The organism is Methylotuvimicrobium sp. KM1 (assembly GCF_044788715.1).
In the GTDB taxonomy this organism is placed as follows: Bacteria; Pseudomonadota; Gammaproteobacteria; order Methylococcales; family Methylomonadaceae; genus Methylotuvimicrobium.
On the sequence record NZ_CP173170.1, the window covers coordinates 4123143 to 4143307 of the forward strand.

Below are 20165 nucleotides of genomic sequence, written 5' to 3' on the forward strand. Positions count from 1 at the left end.
CGCGATGGGCTGAGGATAAAATTCTTACTTGATCTTGTCACAAAATCTTTTGCCGACCGCGAACCGTTTAAACTCGTCTTCGGGCAACGGCTTACTGTAGTAATACCCTTGCGCATAAGCACATGGACGAGTCTTGAGAAATTCAGCCTGCCCTTCGTCCTCAACGCCTTCGGCGATGACTTCGAGCCGAAAGTTATTAGCGATATCGAGAATCGACTCGACGAGCGAAGCGTCACTCGGATCGACCAGTATATCCCTTATAAAAGTCCGGTCGATTTTGATAATATCAACGGGCAGTTTCTTCAAATAACTGAGCGATGAAAAACCGGTACCGAAATCATCCAATGCGATTTTAATGCCCTCAGACCTCAGTTTTTGCAATTGCCGAATATAATGCTCCTTGTGGCTCATCATCAAGCTTTCGGTTATTTCAACAACGAAATGATTCGCACCGACGCCACTATGGTTGATTATATCCAGCCATTTATCGACACAACTGCCGTTCACAAATTGTAACGATGAGAAATTGACCGCGATCGATAACTCAGTCTCCAATTCGCTATTCAAACCGGCAATAAAATGACAAGCCTTGGCTAATACGAACTCGCCAATCTGCCCGATAAGATTCAAGCTTTCGGCAACCGGAATAAACTCATCCGGCGAAATAAACCCTCTCACCGGATGTTGCCAACGAATTAAAGCCTCTGCGCCGCATAAACGCTGGCTTTGCAGATCAACAACTGGTTGATAATAGACAATAAAACGTTCGAATTTAACGGCGTTTTTAATATCGTTGACGATACGGTGCTGACGCTGCGCCTTCTCATGCATTTCTTGGGTAAAAAAGCGATAGGCGTTGCGGCCCTCCGCCTTGGCCGAATACATCGCATTATCGGCATTTTTAAGCAATGTTTCGGCTTCTCGTCCGTCATTCGGATAAATCGTGATGCCGACACTGGCCGTAATATTCAGCTCATGGTCATCCGCATGAATCGGCATTTGAATAGCTTCGAGTATTTTTTCGGTCGGCGCGATCATATCGGTCTCGGACTCCAAATTAGGGACCAGCACCGTAAATTCATCCCCGCCGAATCTGGCAAAGGTATCCGACTCCCTGAAAACATGCGCCATGCGTGCGGCAACTTCTTGCAGCACGCGGTCGCCTAGCGAATGCCCAAGCGCATCGTTAATATCCTTAAACCCATCAAGATCGATAAACATTAACCCGAATAGCTTTCGTTCGCGCTGCGCTTTAGTAATAGCCTGCTGCAATCGATCATAAAACAAATTACGATTAGGCAATTGGGTCAACGCATCGAAATTAGCCTGCTGATGAATCAATTGCTGAGCCCGAAGCGAGTCGCCGATATCCGAAAAAATACCGACATATTTCGAAACCCCTCCTTCCGCTTCTTTCAATGCGCTAATCGACAGCCATTCCGGGTAAATCTCGCCGCACTTGCGTTTGTTCCAAATTTCACCTTGCCAACTTCCCGATTCCTCAAGGGTATGCCAAAGATTCCGGTAAAACGACTTCGTTTGCTTACCGGAATTGAGTATTTTCGGGTCTTTTCCCAACACTTCGTTCTTACTGTAGCCTGTAATTTCAGTGAATGCCGGATTGACTGAAATAATCCGGTTATTTTCGTCGGTAATCACGATGGCCTCATTAGCGGCATCGAACACACTGGCCGATAGACGAATTTGCTGTTCGGCCAAGTATTGCGAAGTAATATCCTCGATGGTCAACACGGCCCCTGTCACTTCATTACGGGCTAATCTCCGGTAGGGATAAAGCGTGAGATCATAATGTCGCCCCTGTTTTTCTTTCTTTATCAGGACACTCTGTTGTGTCTGTATCACTTGTTGCACAGGACCGACTAGATTTTCACAACCGAATAATATTTCCAACGATTCGATTGTGAGATTACCGTTTGCCATCGAATTCAGTTGAAGAAAACGCTGACCGACCCCATTATAACGGGTGATTCGCATCCGACTATCGATCACGATCACGGCCATTTCGATGCTTTCCAGTATATTTCTCAAATCGTCGTTTAACTCTCCTAACTCCTTCGTTTTAACGGTCAATTCATCGTTCACCAAGGTTAATTCCTCGTTGATCGATTGCAACTCCTCGTTAGACGTTTCTAACTCTTCATTGGTCGACTGGAGTTCTTCGTTAGTTGCCTGCGCTTCTTCGTGCATGATTTGCCATTCGCCGACCGAGTTATCCAACGCTTCGGTCACGGTTCGCAAAGTCTCGCGAGTCGTTTGCAACTCATGCTCCAATTCGGTAATACATAGCGCCGCCTCACGATCCGGGGGGCTAATATCGGAATGCTCGGCAACGGGCTCGAATGAAATCAGCAATAAGTTATCGTTAGCCAATTGGTGATAAACCGGCACAACCGAAATCCGGTAATGATAGCTCTTGCCTTCGAAAACCAAGGTCAAAGGCGGACTCTTGACAGGCTGATTATTGGATAACGCCTGATGGCAAAATGCTCTTAGTTCGGTTTTGAAAACCGGATCGATGATCGAGAATAGATTAAAATCCGCCTTGCCTTGCCGAATTTTAATAAAATCTTCGCAGTGATTATAAAACTCGAGAACGCGACCCTCTCGCGTCGAAAGAATACTGGGCGGCACATATTTTTCAAATAGCTTATCCTGACCCACTATTCTATGGGCCGGGAAAACCGGATTGCTGCCACGGTCATTTTCCGTCACTGCGAAATCGATCGTTTTTTTGGCATTTAAATCGGGACGAATGACGAGGGTACTGTTTTTGACGAATAACTTATTGTTACGATCGAGCCGTGTAAAGGCATCGTTCAGTTTCCATAACGACTCGGCCTGCCCGAGAAACAAAATTCCGTTATTCAACAATGAATAATGAAAATTCTTGAGCACCTGCTCCTGCATCGTCTGATTTAAATAAATCAAAAGATTGCGACAGCTGATTAAATCCAGGCGAATAAACGGCGGATTCTTGATTAAATCCTGACGCGAAAAAATAACCAAATCCCGCAGGCTCCGATTAATACTAAAGCCTTGTTCCAGCGGCAAAAAATACTTTTCTCGGAATTCTCGACTTAAACCCTGTAAGGCAATTTCGTTATACTCGCCTCTCCGGGCGATTCGTATCGCATTGGCGTTAATATCGGTACCGTAAATTTGCACCCGATAGCGGGAAATTGCGGCACCGAGCTCTTCCATTAACAACATCGCAATCGAATAAGCCTCCTCGCCGGTCGCGCAACCGGGCACCCAAATACGGATTTCATCGCCCGGAGACTTAGCGTTGACAATCGTTTTGAGCGCATCTCTCAATGCCTCGAATGACTGTTCGTCTCGAAAAAAAGACGTTACGCAAACCAAGAAGCTGAAAGCCAAGCGTGACAGCTCTTCTGTGTTATCCAAACAAAACCGGACATATTCATCGAAGTCTTCGATTTGCAAAATAGCCATTCGACGATGGATTTGCCGGTTGATCGTACTGCTTTTGTAATTCACGAAATCCATTCCGGTCGTACTCAAGATGCGGTCGATCAACAAGTTGACCGCATCCGGCGCGCCTTGCGCCGGATTGTTTCCAAGATTCTTTTCGAAATTACGCGCTATCGCGGCCAACTTTCCGGCGGCCTCCGCCGGCTCAACCACCAAATCGACATCGGAACAATTGATCGAGGCCTTCGGCATACTACTGAATTTAGCCGATTCCGGGAGCTGAGCCATCGTAATGCCGCCCGCCGCTTTTACGGCTTTCAAGCCATTCGCGCCGTCGCTACCGGCTCCTGAGAAAACAAGGGCTATTGCCTTATCTTGGCATGACTCGGCAAGACTCTTAAAAAAATAATCGATTGAAGCCTTAGGAACTTGGTTAGAAGGCGGCCGGCTTAATTTGAAATGATTGTTGTCGATTGCAATATCGAAATCGTGAGGAGCGACATAAATAGTATTGGTCTGTAAACGGGCACCGTTTTTAGCTTCGTTAACCGGCAGAGTCGTTTCTTTGCGTAATAATTCGGCCAACAAGCTAGGCTGATCGGCCGAACTGTGCTGCACCACAATAAAACTCATCCCGGTATCCGGCGATAAATGCGACACGAACGGAAGCAAAGCCTCCAATCCACCCGCAGACGCGCCAATGCCAACAACAATCATGCTTGAATAATCATAGTGATAGTAATAAACCTACAAAGATTAGCATATTTAACGATTCTTTATGAGTAATCGCATAAAATGCAATCAACTACTCAAACAGTAACTATTCAGCCCCCGAAAAGTCTCCTTCCCGCGCTCTGCGCTCATCGTTACACATAAATTGTAGGGTACGCTGCGCGTACCTAAGGTCCGAAACCCTACCCAAGTCAAACCATAAGGGCTTAGGTTAAAATTGAAGGGGGCGCCATGGTACGCACAGCGTACCCTACAGAGCTCCGGCGATTGCGTGATTTGACCATCGCGCTGGAGATTGGGAACGATAGGAGGGGAATAATTACCTCAAAAAAGCTTATCCGACTCATCGCCGCACATTAACGGCATCCGGATAAAACAATTGCTGCCCCGACAGTTTGAAGCCAGCTATCAATGCTTGACCTTGCTCGCCGGTAAGGAATTCAATGTATTGCCTAGCCAGTATGTATTGAGCGGTGGAATAGCGTTTGGGATTGACGGCAATAAGATGATACGGATTGAATAACGTCGGATCATTATCGAAAACAATACCGATTTCGACTTTATCTTGGTAGGAAATGAATGTACCCCGGTCGGTCAAGGCGTAGGCTCGTTTTTGATCGGCCATTTGCAATACGGCGCCCATGCCTTGTCCGGTCGATATATACCAAGATCCTTGAGGCTCGATTTTTAACTCGCGCCAAATTTCCTTCTCTTTCAGATGCGTACCAGACTCATCGCCACGAGAAATAAATACCGACCGGTTCCGTGCTATTCTTGCAAAAGCTTCATTGACCGATCCGGAAGCGCTGACTCGAGCCGGATCGGCATTGGAACCTACGATGACAAAATCATTATGCATCACAGGCACACGATCGACTCCATAGCCTGCATTAACAAAAGCTATTTCCGCTTCGGGCGCATGCACCAACATCAAATCGACATCGCCGTTTTCACCGAGCTTCAAGGCTTTGCCGGTTCCGACCGCAATCACATGCACCTTGACGCCATACCGTTTTTCGAAAACAGGATTCAAGACCGACAACAAACCCGAATGTTCGGTGCTGGTAGTTGTAGACATCCGAAGAATCGGTTCGGCATGAAGATGGCCAGCTATCAGTAAACAACTGAGTATGAATAATAGTTTGATCATTTTCATGGCTTTTACTGAGTCAATCCAAAGAAAAAGGGGCGAATCATTCAACCCACCCCGCTTGAGGGATAAACGCCTTAGGCTTCATCAGTCGCGACGAAGGCATCGCTCCCACAAAGGATTCCGAGAGCCGCCCATTCACCATTCACTGCTAACTGCTAACTGCTAACTGCTAACTATTATTCACTAGCATTACTCAATGACATCAATGCCACCGATATAAGGCCGCAGAACTTCCGGCACATGAATTCTCCCTTGCTCGTCCTGATAATTTTCGATCACCGCAATCAATGTCCTTCCTGCAGCCAACCCGGAACCGTTCAGCGTATGAACCAATTCCGGTTTGCCGGTTTCGGGATTGCGCCAACGTGCCTGCAAGCGCCTTGCCTGAAAATCTTTGAAATTGCTGCATGAAGAAATCTCCCGATAGACGCCCTGCCCTGGCAACCATACTTCCAAGTCATAGGTTTTCGCCGATGAAAAACCGGTATCGCCGGCACACAACAACACTTTACGATACGGCAGTTTAAGTTTTTTCAGAATCGTTTCGGCATGCCCGGTCAATTCTTCATGAGCAGCCTCGGAGTCTTCAGGCTTAACGATCTGCACCAGCTCGACCTTTTCGAATTGATGCTGACGAATCATGCCTTTGACGTCTTTACCGTAAGCACCTGCTTCACTTCGAAAACACGGCGTATGACAAACGAATTTCAAGGGCATATTCTTAGCGTCAACGATTTCGTCGCGCACAATATTGGTGACCGGCACTTCGGCGGTCGGGATCAAATAATACGGCGGCTCGCTTCCGACTTTGAATAAATCCTGCTCGAATTTCGGTAACTGTCCGGTACCGCGCAAACTCTGCGCATTGACCAGAAACGGTACATAGGTTTCGGTATAGCCATGTTCGCTGACATGCGTATCGAGCATGAATTGAATAAGCGCCCGCTGCAAGCGCGCCAGCGGTCCTTGCAATACGACAAAACGCGCACTGGCAATCTTCGCGCCCAATTCGAAGTCCATGCCGCCGACTTTCGCTCCCAATTCGACATGATCCTTCGCTTCGAAATCGAATTGCGTCGGCTCGCCCCATTGGCTAATTTCGACGTTACTTTCCTCGTCGCGGCCATCCGGCACCGAATCGTCTAAGATATTCGGAATCCCTTCCATCAATTCGGTCATTTTGGACTGGATGTCGCTGAGCTCGGTTTCCGCCGCTTTCAACTGGTCGCCTAAATGTTGGACCTGATCGAGCAAGGGCTGAATATCTTCGCCATTGGCTTTGGCCTTGCCGATCGACTTCGACCGGCTGTTACGGTCGTTTTGCAGGTCCTGCGTTTTGACTTGTATCGCCTTACGCTTGGCCTCCAATTCGGAATAAAAGGCCGCATTGAATTCGAACGCACGGCGCATCAGTTGCTGTTGAACAAAATCGAGATCGGATCTAAATAAACGAGGGTCTAACATTTGGACTTTTTTTTACCTTGTAATAAAAAAAGTATTCCTAAGAGTACTAAGAACGCTTTTATAGAATAATTATACCCATCGTAGATCAAAATTCGGCACAGGAGTGCCTCCTTTGACAATGCCGAAATTTGAAGTACGAAAGGTATATCCTAGATTTCTAAAATCATGGAACATCAAGAATCTACGCTGATAGGCGCGACCGCCGGCCAGGTGACAATGTGCGGCAAATCGAACCGGGACCGCAATGCGATGATCGCATTTTCGGCTTTTTCAGGCTCGTCATAAAATTCGACGACCACCGGCAAATCCACTGACAGCGCCAACAGAGATGTCGTATGCATTTCCCGGTTCTCTCCATAACCTTCGATCGCTCGAAATACACTGACGCCTGAAATCGCTTGTTCATTGTGCAACATGTCGACGATTTCGCCCGAGCTTGCCTTGCCTTCCAATGCGTAAATACGAACGACTGTTACCGGTTTCGACTTCATAGCTTTTTCCCTATCCAATAACCCGACCAAAGCGCCAATCCGCAAAAAATCGCATTACTCAAAAAAACGCTTAGCATCCAATTCACATTGAGGTCGAGCGGATGCTCGTCTTCAATTAAATATAGAATCAAATACAAACCCGAAAAAGTCACGAACGCGCCGGCACCGATGATCATTACCGCAGCGCGGTATTCAGGCGATAGTGCAATTTTTTCGACGATTAACGAAGCCACCAAACCGATCAATAAGGCGCCAAGCGCATTGATCGTTGCCATCGCATACGGAAACGCCCAACCCATCGACCGAATCACGCCGCCCGAATAAAGCATCAATAAGCGTCCGCCGAGCAGACCGACCCAGACTGCAATCAGGCACGCAGCGATGCTAACGCCGACATTCAACGCGGCCTTGCCGAAACTACCTTGCTCGATTAAATAGACGGTTTCTAAAGAAAACGTCGAAAAGGTCGTAAACGACCCGAATAATCCGACCAGAATCGCGGCACGGTATTCGACGGTCATCGCGACGCGCTGCAGTATCAATACTTCGACTAACAGCCCCATCAAAAAGGAACCCATTACATTGACCGCCAATGTACCGTACGGAAAGCCTCGCCCCAACCATTGATAGACGCCGGTCGACACCAAAAATCGAAGCACGGAACCGCAAGCCCCGCCTACGGCGACCGCAATAACTTGATTTAACATTAATACCTGATGAAATGTTTCCGATAGTAACGGAGCTCTTCGATCGATTCGACAATGTCGTCTAAGGCGCGGTGCGCTTCTTTCTTGACGAAACCATCCTTGACCGTAGGCGCCCATCTGGCTGCAAGTTCTTTCAGGGTCGACACATCCAGATTACGATAATGAAAATAAGCTTCGAGTTTTTTCATCGAACGATACATAAAGCGCCGATCCTGGCCGATACTATTACCGCACATCGGCGATACGCCTTCGGGAACCCATAGCTTTAAAAACTCCAAGGTTTGATGTTCGGCTTCGGCTTCATCGACAGTCGATGTTTGTACACGCTCGAGCAAACCGGATTGACCATGATGCGTTTGATTCCATTCGTCCATCTTGGCCAGCACTTTTTCATCTTGATAAATCGCCAACACCGGACCTTTAGCTAGAATTTCAAGGTCTTTGTCGGTAACGATTGTGGCAATCTCGATAATCGCATCGTTATCCGGATCGAGACCGGTCATTTCGAGATCGATCCAAATCAGACGAGATGACACTTGCTCCATTTTAATTCCCTGTATGATTAAAGTTGCGCGAAATTATAGCATTGGCTACTCTGTATGCCTACTTCTCAACCTTAACGCTTTATATAATGAATACTTTTACCGTTATCTTCCTTTTTGCGCTGATTGTTTCCTATTCGATTCAATTTTGGCTGTCCATGCGGCAATCGGATTATGTTATGAAACACCGCGAGGCGGTACCCGATGCCTTCAAGGATAAAGTCTCGCTCGAAGCCCATCAGAAAGCCGCCGACTATACGATAGATAAAGGCAAGCTCGGCAAGATTGACAGCCTGATAGGCTTGGTATTTCTCTTGTTGATTACGCTGGGCGGCGGCATCGAATACGCTTTCAATCTATGGTCCGGATTCGAACTGTCGCCGATGCTTACCGGTTTGGGCGCGGTCGCAACAATCATATTATTCATGACCTTGGTGGAAGTCCCGACGCATATTTATCAAACCTTCGTAATCGAAGAAAAATACGGCTTCAATAAAAGCACACCGCAACAATTCATTAAGGATCAGTTACTGCAACTGGGTTTGATGTTGGCGATCGGACTACCGATTTTGGCCTTGATCCTTTGGGTCATGGACAGCATCGGCTCGTTATGGTGGCTTTGGGCCTGGGCCATTCTCATCAGTTTTTCACTATTGATGAGCTGGCTATTTCCGACCGTTATCGCCCCGCTGTTCAATAAATTCACACCGATGGAAGACGGATCGCTGAAACGGCGCATACAAGGCTTGCTAGCCCGTTGCGGCTTCAACAGCCAAGGTATTTTCATCATGGACGGTTCGAAACGCTCCGGACACGGTAATGCTTATTTTACAGGCCTTGGCAACAACAAACGCATTGTGTTCTTCGATACCTTAGTTAATTCTCTCGAGGAAGAAGAACTTGAAGCGGTACTGGCGCACGAACTGGGGCATTTCAAATGTAAGCATGTCATTAAAATGTTGGTCGCCAGTTCGATCATGAGTCTAATTAGCCTGGCCATTCTCGGATGGTTGATCGACAAGCCTTGGTTTTTCAGTGGCTTGGGCGTTTCAGAAGCGTCGAACGCCGCTGCCTTGCTACTTTTCACGTTGGTTTCGCCGGTTTTCACGCCATTTATGCAGCCGATCAGTGCATATTTTCAGCGTAAATTCGAATTCGAAGCCGACGACTTTGCCGCCGCGAATGCTCGCGCCGATAAGATGATCAGCGGTCTAGTTAAGCTCTACGAAGAAAATGCCAGCACGTTGACACCGGACCCGTTATATTCGGCCTTCCATTATAGTCATCCACCGGCTGCCATTCGCATCGCGCATCTGGAAACCAAGCTTGCGGCAAACGGATGAGCCCGCTTCAGGAAGGGCTCGTCATCGCGCATTTAGGTCAAGGTATTGCCGTCGAGAGCGACGGTAAAACCGTGCTTTGCCAACCGAAACGGAAGCTCGAAACCGTGACGGTCGGCGATAAAGTTTTATGGCAACTTTCGGCGCCCGATCAAGGCAGTATCGAAGAGATTCTGCCACGACGCTCCCTCCTGACGCGCCCCTCCAGGAACGACAAAGTCAGGCCGGTAGCCGCGAATATCGATACCGTTTTCGTGGTCTTCGCTCCCGAACCTTATTGCGATTTTTTGCTGATCGATCAATACTTGGCCATTTGCGAAAATCGCAATATCGATGCAGCCTTGGTCTATAACAAAACCGACCTGAATCCTCAGACCGCCTTACTCGACGAACTGGCTATCTATGAGAATCTAGGCTATTCGATTTTCCGTGTCAGTGCCACACACCGACACGGATTAGATCAGCTTAAACTCGCACTGACAGACCAAACCAGCATTCTGACCGGCCAGTCCGGCGTCGGCAAATCGTCATTGACCAATGCGCTGATTCCCGACAAGGATCTAAAAACCAATACCATCAGCGCCACCACGAAACACGGTCGGCACACAACGACCGCCGCGACGCTTTATCATCTTCCGTCCGGCGGCAATCTGATCGACAGCCCCGGCGTCGCCATTTTCGGACTCGACGGACTCTCCGAAGCGCAACTGGCTTACGGTTACCGCGAATTTCAACCATTAATCGACCACTGCCGTTTCAATAATTGCCGCCATGTCAATGACAAGGATTGCGCGGTCAGAGCAGCGGCCGAACAAGGAACCATTCCGATGTCACGCTACCAACGTTTTTTAAAGCTCCGGGATAAAATGCCTCGAGCTTCTTGACGTTTCAATCAAAACGGAAACCTCTCGGCGTTGTCCTGAATTAATTCAATATCAGTATAATATACCCCGAAGGGTTAAGACGGCCTCAGGTAGCGCTACCTAATACTGACCGGTTTCTCAAACCGAACTCAGATTACGTGGAGTCTATATCATTGATTATACCTTTCGCACTTCAAATTTCGGCAGTGCCGGAGGAGGCCTCGGGGTGCTCGGTAAAGGCTTTGCCAGCATGGAGCTGGCATAGAGCCTACACGGACGTATTTACGGCGTCCTTTGACGGGCACCTCGAGGCCGAATTTTCATCTACGATGAGTATATTAATCGGTGAACCCAAGCTCTACAGTTTAACCATAAAGCACATAAAGTATCGCATCGACTTGCCCTAAAATGTCAACCACTTTTTAGGGGAGCAAAATGATTTGCATAGGCAGAACAAGCCATTGAATTAACCTCTTATTCTTCATGACCTTCATGGTGAAATGCTTTTTCTAGAGTGAATCCATTTCTTACAAGACACACTCTACCTGCCACTATAAAAATAACGAGGAGACCATTATCATGAAAAACCTACGAACCTTTGCGGATTATGTACTGATTGGCATCATCGGCTTCGTTCCTATCGCCATTATTCTGCAAATTGTATTTTACGTTCAAAGTCTACTGATCAATTTCATATTGCTTATCCATGGCCGTTATGAAAACCCATTCGTGACCTTCACATTATTCGCTTCGGCGCTTGCGATACTCGGTTATTTCGGCTACTTACTCAAGCAGGAAAAAGCGCATTTACTGTATTACTTGGAAAAAATGATTTTACGCATTCCTTTCATCGGCACCGTTTACCGCGTCACGCAAAAACTCTTTAAATTATTTCTAACCAAGGAAGATGCACAGGTCCGCGCGGTTGTTTATGTCGAGTATCCCAAGGAAGGCATGTGGGTGCCGGCCTATGTTACAAACCGTATAGGCGACAATTATGTTTTATATGTCCCGACTTCGCCAAACCCGACCTCGGGCTTTACCGTGATCGTCCATAAATCGAAGGTAGTCAATTCGCAAATGGATATCGAGGCCGTATCGAGTTTCATCATCAGCGTCGGTGTCGACTACGCCAAGCCCGAAGAAGTTACGGCACTCACCCAAATCAGCGCGCCATAAGCCCTATCACTATGCATCGACACTTTTTTGTTTTATTTAGCCTTTTGATCGGCGCTCAACCGGCATTAGCCTGGCTGACGCCACCTGCAATGCATGAGCCTGCAGGGATAGAGCCGCCCGCGACCCTTCCGTATCGCCTCGATGAAACCGGCGGCATCGAAAAACCCTGTTCGAACGAACAGCCCGAATGGCGCGATGCGCAAAAGATCGACGGTTTAGAAATCGCCGCATCGCCCTTGTGCGAACCGGACAACCCCTACGATATCGCCGTTTCGGTCAAAGGCGCCAATAACGTCTCGATGCACACCTTGATGCAGACCCATTTCGCCCAAGATGCGTTGATCAAGGCCGACGATCTCGACGGCGACGGCGACCCGGACGTCATCCGCATCAAACTGGAAGTAACCGAACTGAACGGCCAGAGCCCCGACGGCGAATTCTTGATCAACACCTTCCCTATCGCACCGGGCATCGAACCGGGGCTTTGGGTTTACTCACCCAAGATGGTCGGCATGGGCGTCAAACATTTCAATTCGCTCGTGGCAAACCCGATTCTGCGCGCACCCTCCCCGGTGATTCGGGTCGAGCAAGGCGATAAAGTTTACATCACCTTAGAAAATACCCATTATCTGCCGCATACGATCCATCTGCACGGCGTCGATCATCCCTGGCTGAATTCCGAAGGCAAGGATAACGACGGCGTCGAGGAACACCCGGTCTTTCCGGGGCAAAACCATACTTACGAAATTCAAACCCGTCATGCCGGCACGATGATTTATCACTGCCATGTACAAACCGCGCAACATATGATGATGGGCTTGACCGGCATGATCATCGTCGAGGAAAACCGGCCTAACAATTGGCTGCAAACCTTCAATATCGGTGCCGGCCATGTGCGACACCCCTCGGTTGCGATCAAAGAAAAATTCAACCGGGAATACGACCTGGTCTATCAATCGATCGACAAGCGGCTCGCTAGCATCGTGCAGGGCGCGAACGACCCCAGACTGATCGCACAACGCATGAACCGCGAATACAACATGACCGAGTCGTTCGAAAATTATTTCTTGCTGAACGGCCGCTCGTTTCCATACACGCTTCGAGACGGCATCATCGTCGCCGAGGAAAACGAACATATCAAGCTCAATCTAGTCAATGCGCAGCGCTCGGCCGCCGCGATTCATTTCCATGGCCATAAAGCGACCATCATGGCTTATGACGGCGTCAAGGCGCCGGAAGGCTCGCAAATCACCCGCGACGTTTTCGACATTGCTCCGGCACAACGCCTCGACCTCGATCTGTACACCAAAAACGACGGGCTGCATAGTTACGGCCCGGGCTTGTGGATGTTTCACGACCATGTCGTGACCGGCACGACCACCGACGGCCTGGAACCTGGCGGCAATATGTCTATTCTAGCTTACCGGCATTTGCTCGACGCCCAAGGCATGCCGCACATGCATGACGAAATGTTCGACCAGGTTTTCACTAAAAATTATTACGAGAAGAAACTGCCGGTCTGGGGCAGCGGAAAATATGGCGACGCACTTGGCGAAGCCGGCATGCTCGCGCCGGATTATGTTCGCATCGCCGGCTTCGGTCTCGCAGTAGGTTTATTGCTCGGACTGATTATTTTTATTGTCGTTGCGCTTAACAGGAAACTCTCACAATGACCCGACAAAATTTCATTCCCCGGATTCAAAAGCTATCAAGCGCGTCGTTATGCTTGCTTTTGTTGGCGGCGGCCAGCCCTCCCAGCACGGCAATGATGAAACACGGCAATATGATGATGGATGAAACCGGCATGATCATGAATGCCAATGCCGACAATCTTCCGCGCGACTGTAAGGAAATTTCCGAGGATATCGATATCGTGATCCGCGCAGGCCATGAGCATGCGCAAAAATTTCCCGGCAAGATGTTTGCGTTCGACGGGCAAGAATGGGATGTTAAACCGTGCAGCCGAATCAACATCACCTTCATCAACGACGACCAAATCCGACATCAAATGATGATTCACGGCCTGCCCGGTTATCTATACCCGGACGGCATGGTGCATTTGGAACTGTACGGCCAAGGAGAATTACAAGCCTCGCTGATCGTTCCGTCGAGGCCTAAAACCTATCTGGTGCACTGCGAAATACCGCAGCACATGGAAAAAGGCATGAAGGCGCAATTGAAAGTGGATGGTGGAGACGGCGACCTGCCGAGCATTCCCGGCATCAGCGAACCAATCACACCGGATGTGTATCCGGTAGCATGGAGCCAAACGACCTGGATTGCCTTGATCGTTTCGCTAACCATAGGATTGGCCGCACCGATTATTGGCGGCGTTTGGTTAAACAAACGCTTACAAGCAAAAAAGCTATCTACTAAGGATAACGCTTGAATCTAGCCAATTTGAAAAGCTATGTATGCGGTAATACTCCCTTTTGATTGAAAAACCGTCTAAGAATAAAAGGCATGGGATGCATCTATCGAGAACCGCCGTGCACCCATCCATGGGGGCTTGACGGCAGCAAGCCCTGCTGCCAACATCCTCGCTAGCTACACCCCATACCTCCCTTGCGTTTCGCTAAGGTTGTCGTTACCACTTCCGGTTATCTCCTTTCAGATAACAAGTTTCAGCCCATGCCGAGCACACTAGAAACGTGGCATTTAACCCGTCTCCAACGTTTTAGCTTGTCCCAAACATATCGGCTTACTTTGTGGCCACATTCGAAACATTTATCATTCCTTTGCTGGAGCGGCGGGAACGAAGAAAAAAACCCTCTCGCACAACGTACCCATACTTTTCTCTTCAATGCTTAAACCAATTTTTTCGGTTAACGCCTAATCCGAACCAACGCCTTTGTATAAGACTCTCTTTTGTTATAATCAAACCATCGTGATGTTTTAGGTACCAAAAAATGGCTTTAGCGGAAAGTGATATTGAATTTATCAAAAGCCATCTTAGCGAATGGTTAGCTGAACAAAGCCTCGGCAAACCGCCGATGGTTTATGAAATAGAGCTGCGCGAACGGATCGTGCGGGTGGAAGAAGAGCTAAAGCATCAACGCGAACTGATGATGCATGGCTTTGAGCAAATGGATAAACGCTTTGAAGCCATGCAACAGCAGTTGGATAAGCGCTTTGAACAAGTCGATAAACGTTCGAGCAAATCGATAAACGTTTCGACGAGATGCTCAAGCGCCATGACCGCCACTTTTTATGGCTGATCGGTTTTATCGTTAGCTGCACAGGGCTTATGGTCGCTGCGATACGCTTTACTTTAGGATAACGTTGCGCTGTTTCCCCATTGTGGCTAGGATTAATTGTCTTGGATAATTTAAATGGCGTTCCTCGACAGGCATACCCCACGCCCCAAGATCGTCGAAACTGCTCAAACTGCGAAGTTATTTTATAACTAAATGCTTAATGGCTGTCAGCACTACACCAACCCTAATAGAAACAAACCGATGAACAAACCCAAAGTTTTGATTACCCGTAAATGGCCCGCCTCGGTCGAAACCAAACTCAAACAATTATACGACGTCTCGCTCAACGAAGACGATCGCCCCTTGACACCCGACGAATTGAAATCGGCCTTGCAAAACTACGACGCCGTCTGCCCCACGGTTTGCGACTCGCTACCCGCCGAGGTATTAAATGCGTCTAACAAACGCTGCAAAATTCTTGGCAATTTCGGAGTCGGCTACAACCATATCGATATCGTCGCCGCGAAAGATAATGGTCTCGTCGTTACCAATACACCGGGCGTATTGACACAGAGTACCGCCGATATCGCAATGACTTTATTGCTGATGTCTGCACGGCGCGGCGCGGAGGGCGACCGCCTCGTCCGAGCCGGCAAATGGCAAGGATGGTGTCCTACACACATGCTGAGCAGCGACGTGACCGGCGCAACGCTAGGATTGATCGGCTTCGGCCGCATCGCAATCGCAACCGCACGCAAAGCCCATCATGGCTTCGGCATGAGGATCGTCTTTTTCAATCCGAGCGCGCCAGATCCATCCGTGATCGAAGAACTCCAAGCGACCCGATGCGACACGGTCGAGGATGTCATGAGAAGCGCCGATTATATCTCGCTGCATTGCCCGGGCGGGCCCGGCACCCGACATCTGATCGACGACAAGATGATTCGCTTGATGAAACCGAGCGCTCATTTGATCAACACTGCGCGCGGCGATGTGGTCGATAGCAAGGCTTTAATCGAGGCATTACGAGATAAGAGAATTGCCGGCGCCGGTCTGGATGTCTATGAAGGCGAGCCGAATATCGACCCCGAATTTTTGACGCTTGAAAACGCCACGCTGTTGCCGCACCTAGGTAGCGCAACACTTAGTACGCGCACCGCGATGGGAGAAAAAGTGCTGGCTAATTTGGCCGCGTTTTTCGAAGGACGGGGACCTGAAGACAGGGTGGCTTAACCCGGCTGCGGCTAAAGACTGCCGATATTCAGCCCCCTCGCGGGACGGATTATTCAATCTGTTCCCAACATTTCGGTTTGCCCCGATTATCTCGGCGTCCTTATTCCCACCGCTTCAGCGTGGGAATGCATACCGGTCTTGCCTCGGCAGCCAAAGTATGGGCCCCACGGAGGACCGTGGGAATCAGAAAGCCACCGCATTAGAGCAAATGCTTAACCGCTTCGCGTTCTTCTTTCAACTCGGCTTCGGACTTGCGCATTTTTTCTCGGCTGAAATCACTAATTTCCAATCCTTGGACAATACTGATTTCTCCGTTTTTAACCTCAACCGGAAATGAATAAACCAAACCCTTTTCAATGCCGTAACTGCCGTCAGACGGAACTGCCATGCTGATCCAATTACCTTCATCGGTCCCAAACACCCAGGTGCGCATCAAATTTAACGCGGCATTGGCCGCAGAAGCCGCACTGGATCGACCAACAGCTTGAATGACCACCGCTCCGCGCTGTTGCACGGTTGGAATAAATTTGTCGACAAACCAATCCCAGTCTACCAGCGATAAAGCATCCTGCCCTTTGACTTTGGCATGATGAAGATCCGGATACTGCCCTGCCGAATGATTACCCCAAATGATAATATTTTTGATGTCGTTGGACAGTACGCCGCACTTATCGGCAAGTTGAAAAGTCGCACGCTTATGATCGAGCATCATCATCGCCGAAAAATTCTCCGGACTTAAATCAGGGGCATTACTGATTGTTATCAACGCATTGGTATTTGCCGGATTACCTGTTACTAGCACTTTAACATCACGACTGGCAACCTTACTAAGGGCTTGACCCTGCACAGAAAAAATCTGGGCATTGATTGCCAACAAGTCCTTGCGCTCCATCCCAGGCTTACGCGGACTCGCACCGATCAGAAATGCGTAATCGACATCTTTGAAAGCGACTTCAGGATCATCGGTCGTGACAATTTTATGCAGTAACGGATAGGCGCAATCGTTAAGCTCCATTACCACGCCATTCAATGCACCTAATGCTAATGCCTGAGGCGTTTCCAACAAATGAAAAATCATTGGCTGATCGGGGCCTAATAGTTCTCCGCTAGCCAAGCGAAACAATAAGGAATAACTAATCTGTCCCGCGGCACCTGTAACGGCAATTTTAACTGGCGTTTTCATTTGTTTTCCTAATTATTTATTATTGTCTGAATGCGGAGTTCAAATGGCAAGCCTTTGAAACACAGCGAAAATAGCACTCACATGATGCAATTATGCCGGCCCTACTGGCAACGTCAAACTGAATGATAACGAATAACCGCCCCCCCCTGCAAGCCTGTAGAAATCGCCCCGGAGCAATGGAGAGACAGCGTATAGTTAAATAAGGTATACTGCCTCGTTTTGTATACGCTAATCGCTATCGCCATTATCGATCTTACGTGACCCATGAAAAAACTGTTATTCCAATTCGACACTGATCCGCGCCCTTCAGCTTTCGATACGATTGTCGCTTATGACGGTGGCGCCGACCATGTCATCGGGCATGGCGGATTAACACCCGACACTATCGCACCCTTGGTCGAAGGCACGATCTTTACCCGAGCACCGAAAGACAAAAAAAATACCGCCATTTTTGTCGGCGGTAGCGATATGCTGGCTGGTCAACAATTGTTTTCGGCCGTACAAAAACATTTTTTTCCCGGTTTTCAAGTCTCGATCATGCTCGATAGCAACGGCAGCAATACTACCGCCGCGGCAGGCGTCGCGAAACTGGCGTCAAGCAGCGAACTAAAAGGCAAAAAAGCGGTTGTTTTGGCAGGCACCGGCCCGGTCGGCCAACGCGTCGCAGTCATGCTGGCTCAAGAAGGCTGCAAAGTCTCGTTAACTTCTAGGGAAATGATACGAGCGGAACACGCCTGCCAAACAATGCGTGAACGTTTCGGTGTCGAACTGACGCCTATCGAAGCCGTCGATCAAGACGCACGCGGCAGTGCAATTGAAAACGCCCAAATCGTATTTGCGGCTGGCGCGGCAGGCGTCGAATTACTCAAAGCCGAACATTGGCAAAATAATGATCGACTCGAATTATTGGCCGATGCGAATGCCACGCCCCCGATCGGCATCGGCGGCATCGATATGATGGATAAAGGCAACGAACGCCACGGCAAAATCGTATGGGGAGCCATCGGTTTCGGCGCATTCAAACTCGCTTTGCACCGTGCCTGCATCGCCAAACTGTTCGAAACTAATACGCAAGTACTGGATGCCGAACAAATTTTCGCATTCGCCAAGGAAATGGCTTAAAAGCCTCTTGCACCGCTGAAACACATGAGCCAACCCGCCACTCAACAAGCGCTCAGAAAAGAGGCCGCAGAACTATTCCAAGCCGGCATTGATGCCGCCGATCCGTACCTTGCGGTTCAACGCAGCCTATCCACAGACGGGCTTCGACTTGAAATCGCACTATCAACAAAGAACAAAACGCCGAACGACAACGCGCCGAAACGCACCGGACATTGGCCGAAGATCCATGTGATCGCGTTCGGCAAAGCCGCATGCAACATGGCAAAAGCCGCCCGAGACATTATTCCGGAATCGCTATTGGCCGGCGATGGCACCATCGTTACCAATTACGAGAATGCCGCCCAGATTCCCGGCTTTAAAGTTATCGGCGCCGGCCACCCGATTCCCGACGAAGCAGGACTGCAAGGCTCCCGACTAATTACCGACAGAATCACCAACGCTCAATCGGGCGAGTTGGCGCTAGTATTAATTAGCGGCGGCGGATCTGCTCTCCTACCTTATCCGCGCCCTCCGATAACGCTCGAAGAAAAAGCGCAAACGACTGCATCACTGCTTGCTTGCGGCGCGACAATCAACCAAGTCAATTGTGTGCGCAAGCATCTTTCCATGATCAAAGGCGGCGGACTAGCGCGCTTCGCGGCTCCGGCCGACCTGCACGCATTGATTCTTTCCGATGTACTGGGCGACGATCTAAGCGCTATCGCAAGCGGGCCGACCGTGCCGGACGAGACACGTTTCGACGACGCTGTCGCTATTTTGCGCGAGAAGGGTATTTGGGAAAGCATTCCGGATTCGGTCAAATACGTTTTACAACAAGGCACCGCCGGCAATATCCCGGAAACGCCGAAAACCGACGACGAGCTTTTCAATAACGCCGGCCACACGCTGATTGGCAGCAATACGATCAGCTTGAAAGCCGTCGTTAAAGCCGCATCACAATTGGATTACGACGTTCGAGTCTATTCGGAACATCTTAACGGCGAAGCGAAAGACGAAGCCTTCAAGCTGGCCTCTTATGCGAAATCTCTGCTCGATAGCGGCTTAAACAGACCCATCGCACTTCTGGCAGGCGGCGAAACCACGGTAACTTTAACGGGGCAAGGCCTCGGCGGCCGCAATCAAGAGATGGGACTAGCCTTTTCGTTGGCCGCCGAACGATTAGCATTGCAAGGTAATTGGGTATTTTTAAGTGGCGGCACCGACGGCCGCGACGGCCCGACCGATGCGGCCGGTGCTCTGATCGATCCGCAATCGCTTGCGCGTATGCGCGCCGCCGGAATCGACCCTGGCGCAAGACTACAAGACAATGACTCTTACCGCGCGCTTCAGGCTTCAAACGATTTACTGATAACCGGTGCGACCGGCACCAATGTCGCCGATTTACAAGTATTACTGCTCCGGCCTTAACTTCGATTATTCATTACTCTATACTCACCGAAAATCACTGACGGCATTTTGACCTTCTCCTCTCGGGATCGCCGATAAAACCGTTGTTGAAATGCAAAA

16 protein-coding genes are annotated in these 20165 nt (G+C 49.2%); 9 read left to right on the plus strand and 7 right to left on the minus strand.

Going from position 1 to position 20165, the window contains the following annotated elements:
• Positions 1–24: 24 nt before the first annotated feature.
• The 6 genes from ACINK7_RS17745 to orn form a co-directional block, all read right to left on the minus strand.
• A complete protein-coding gene (locus ACINK7_RS17745) occupies positions 25–4170 on the minus strand; it encodes an EAL domain-containing protein (protein ID WP_404357316.1) in 4146 nt (1381 codons plus the stop codon).
• A gap of 358 nt (positions 4171–4528) precedes the next feature.
• Entirely contained in the window at positions 4529–5341 is an 813-nt protein-coding gene (locus ACINK7_RS17750) for a substrate-binding domain-containing protein (protein WP_404357318.1), read from the minus strand.
• A gap of 186 nt (positions 5342–5527) precedes the next feature.
• Positions 5528–6802 carry a serine--tRNA ligase gene (serS, locus tag ACINK7_RS17755; protein WP_404357319.1) on the minus strand — a complete coding sequence of 425 codons (1275 nt, stop codon included), beginning with the start codon at positions 6800–6802 and terminating at the stop codon, positions 5528–5530.
• Positions 6803–6975: 173 nt separating this feature from the next.
• Positions 6976–7293 carry a DUF190 domain-containing protein gene (locus tag ACINK7_RS17760; RefSeq protein WP_404357321.1) on the minus strand — a complete coding sequence of 106 codons (318 nt, stop codon included), beginning with the start codon at positions 7291–7293 and terminating at the stop codon, positions 6976–6978.
• Entirely contained in the window at positions 7290–8000 is a 711-nt protein-coding gene (crcB, locus tag ACINK7_RS17765) for a fluoride efflux transporter CrcB (RefSeq protein WP_404357323.1), read from the minus strand. Before crcB ends, ACINK7_RS17760 begins: the two co-directional genes overlap by 4 nt.
• Positions 8000–8545: an oligoribonuclease gene (gene orn, locus ACINK7_RS17770; protein ID WP_341325763.1), complete on the minus strand. Its 546-nt coding sequence runs from the start codon at positions 8543–8545 to the stop codon at positions 8000–8002. The genes crcB and orn overlap by 1 nt, the downstream gene beginning before the upstream one ends.
• 86 nt (positions 8546–8631) lie before the next feature.
• On the opposite strand from orn, the gene ACINK7_RS17775 reads away from it, so the two are divergent.
• The 7 genes from ACINK7_RS17775 to ACINK7_RS17805 all read left to right on the plus strand — a co-directional run bounded on the left by ACINK7_RS17775 (position 8632) and on the right by ACINK7_RS17805 (position 16354).
• Positions 8632–9885, plus strand: a complete 1254-nt coding sequence (locus ACINK7_RS17775) for a M48 family metallopeptidase (protein WP_404357325.1) — start codon at positions 8632–8634, stop codon at positions 9883–9885.
• Positions 9882–10766 carry a ribosome small subunit-dependent GTPase A gene (gene rsgA, locus ACINK7_RS17780; protein WP_404357327.1) on the plus strand — a complete coding sequence of 295 codons (885 nt, stop codon included), beginning with the start codon at positions 9882–9884 and terminating at the stop codon, positions 10764–10766. Before ACINK7_RS17775 ends, rsgA begins: the two co-directional genes overlap by 4 nt.
• 558 nt (positions 10767–11324) lie before the next feature.
• Complete coding sequence (locus ACINK7_RS17785) at positions 11325–11924, plus strand: DUF502 domain-containing protein (RefSeq protein ID WP_404357329.1); 600 nt, start codon at positions 11325–11327, stop codon at positions 11922–11924.
• Between the two features lie 44 nt (positions 11925–11968).
• On the plus strand, positions 11969–13597 hold the full coding sequence (locus ACINK7_RS17790) for a multicopper oxidase domain-containing protein (RefSeq protein WP_404357331.1): 1629 nt from the start codon (positions 11969–11971) through the stop codon (positions 13595–13597).
• Positions 13594–14313 (plus strand): multicopper oxidase domain-containing protein, encoded by a 720-nt coding sequence (locus ACINK7_RS17795; protein ID WP_404357333.1) that lies wholly within the window; start codon positions 13594–13596, stop codon positions 14311–14313. Before ACINK7_RS17790 ends, ACINK7_RS17795 begins: the two co-directional genes overlap by 4 nt.
• Positions 14314–14833: 520 nt before the next feature.
• The gene (locus ACINK7_RS17800; RefSeq protein WP_404357335.1) at positions 14834–15142 is read left to right on the plus strand and encodes a hypothetical protein; all 309 of its coding nucleotides are present in this window, start codon (positions 14834–14836) and stop codon (positions 15140–15142) included.
• A gap of 240 nt (positions 15143–15382) precedes the next feature.
• Positions 15383–16354 carry a 2-hydroxyacid dehydrogenase gene (locus ACINK7_RS17805; protein ID WP_404357336.1) on the plus strand — a complete coding sequence of 324 codons (972 nt, stop codon included), beginning with the start codon at positions 15383–15385 and terminating at the stop codon, positions 16352–16354.
• Positions 16355–16553: 199 nt separating this feature from the next.
• Here ACINK7_RS17805 and ACINK7_RS17810 read toward each other — a convergent pair whose 3' ends face one another.
• Entirely contained in the window at positions 16554–17537 is a 984-nt protein-coding gene (locus tag ACINK7_RS17810; protein ID WP_404357338.1) for a malate dehydrogenase, read from the minus strand.
• A 264-nt stretch (positions 17538–17801) separates the two neighbouring features.
• Here ACINK7_RS17810 and ACINK7_RS17815 point away from each other — a divergent pair, with 264 nt between their 5' ends.
• Both ACINK7_RS17815 and ACINK7_RS17820 read left to right on the plus strand, forming a co-directional pair.
• Complete coding sequence (locus ACINK7_RS17815) at positions 17802–18659, plus strand: NADP-dependent methylenetetrahydromethanopterin/methylenetetrahydrofolate dehydrogenase (protein ID WP_404357339.1); 858 nt, start codon at positions 17802–17804, stop codon at positions 18657–18659.
• Between the two features lie 24 nt (positions 18660–18683).
• Positions 18684–20066, plus strand: a complete 1383-nt coding sequence (locus tag ACINK7_RS17820) for a glycerate kinase (protein ID WP_404357341.1) — start codon at positions 18684–18686, stop codon at positions 20064–20066.
• The last annotated feature ends 99 nt before the right edge of the window (positions 20067–20165 follow it).

Excerpts from the sequence above, each read along its gene's own strand:
- ACINK7_RS17745 (WP_404357316.1), bottom strand. The coding sequence starts at position 4,170 with ATGATTGTTGTTGGCATTGGCGCGTCTGCGGGTGGATTGGAGGCTTTG.
- ACINK7_RS17750 (WP_404357318.1), bottom strand. The coding sequence starts at position 5,341 with ATGAAAATGATCAAACTATTATTCATACTCAGTTGTTTACTGATAGCT.
- serS (WP_404357319.1), bottom strand. The coding sequence starts at position 6,802 with ATGTTAGACCCTCGTTTATTTAGATCCGATCTCGATTTTGTTCAACAG.
- ACINK7_RS17760 (WP_404357321.1), bottom strand. The coding sequence starts at position 7,293 with ATGAAGTCGAAACCGGTAACAGTCGTTCGTATTTACGCATTGGAAGGC.
- crcB (WP_404357323.1), bottom strand. The coding sequence starts at position 8,000 with ATGTTAAATCAAGTTATTGCGGTCGCCGTAGGCGGGGCTTGCGGTTCC.
- orn (WP_341325763.1), bottom strand. The coding sequence starts at position 8,545 with ATGGAGCAAGTGTCATCTCGTCTGATTTGGATCGATCTCGAAATGACC.
- ACINK7_RS17775 (WP_404357325.1), top strand. The coding sequence starts at position 8,632 with ATGAATACTTTTACCGTTATCTTCCTTTTTGCGCTGATTGTTTCCTAT.
- rsgA (WP_404357327.1), top strand. The coding sequence starts at position 9,882 with ATGAGCCCGCTTCAGGAAGGGCTCGTCATCGCGCATTTAGGTCAAGGT.
- ACINK7_RS17785 (WP_404357329.1), top strand. The coding sequence starts at position 11,325 with ATGAAAAACCTACGAACCTTTGCGGATTATGTACTGATTGGCATCATC.
- ACINK7_RS17795 (WP_404357333.1), top strand. The coding sequence starts at position 13,594 with ATGACCCGACAAAATTTCATTCCCCGGATTCAAAAGCTATCAAGCGCG.
- ACINK7_RS17800 (WP_404357335.1), top strand. The coding sequence starts at position 14,834 with ATGGCTTTAGCGGAAAGTGATATTGAATTTATCAAAAGCCATCTTAGC.
- ACINK7_RS17805 (WP_404357336.1), top strand. The coding sequence starts at position 15,383 with ATGAACAAACCCAAAGTTTTGATTACCCGTAAATGGCCCGCCTCGGTC.
- ACINK7_RS17810 (WP_404357338.1), bottom strand. The coding sequence starts at position 17,537 with ATGAAAACGCCAGTTAAAATTGCCGTTACAGGTGCCGCGGGACAGATT.
- ACINK7_RS17815 (WP_404357339.1), top strand. The coding sequence starts at position 17,802 with ATGAAAAAACTGTTATTCCAATTCGACACTGATCCGCGCCCTTCAGCT.
- ACINK7_RS17820 (WP_404357341.1), top strand. The coding sequence starts at position 18,684 with ATGAGCCAACCCGCCACTCAACAAGCGCTCAGAAAAGAGGCCGCAGAA.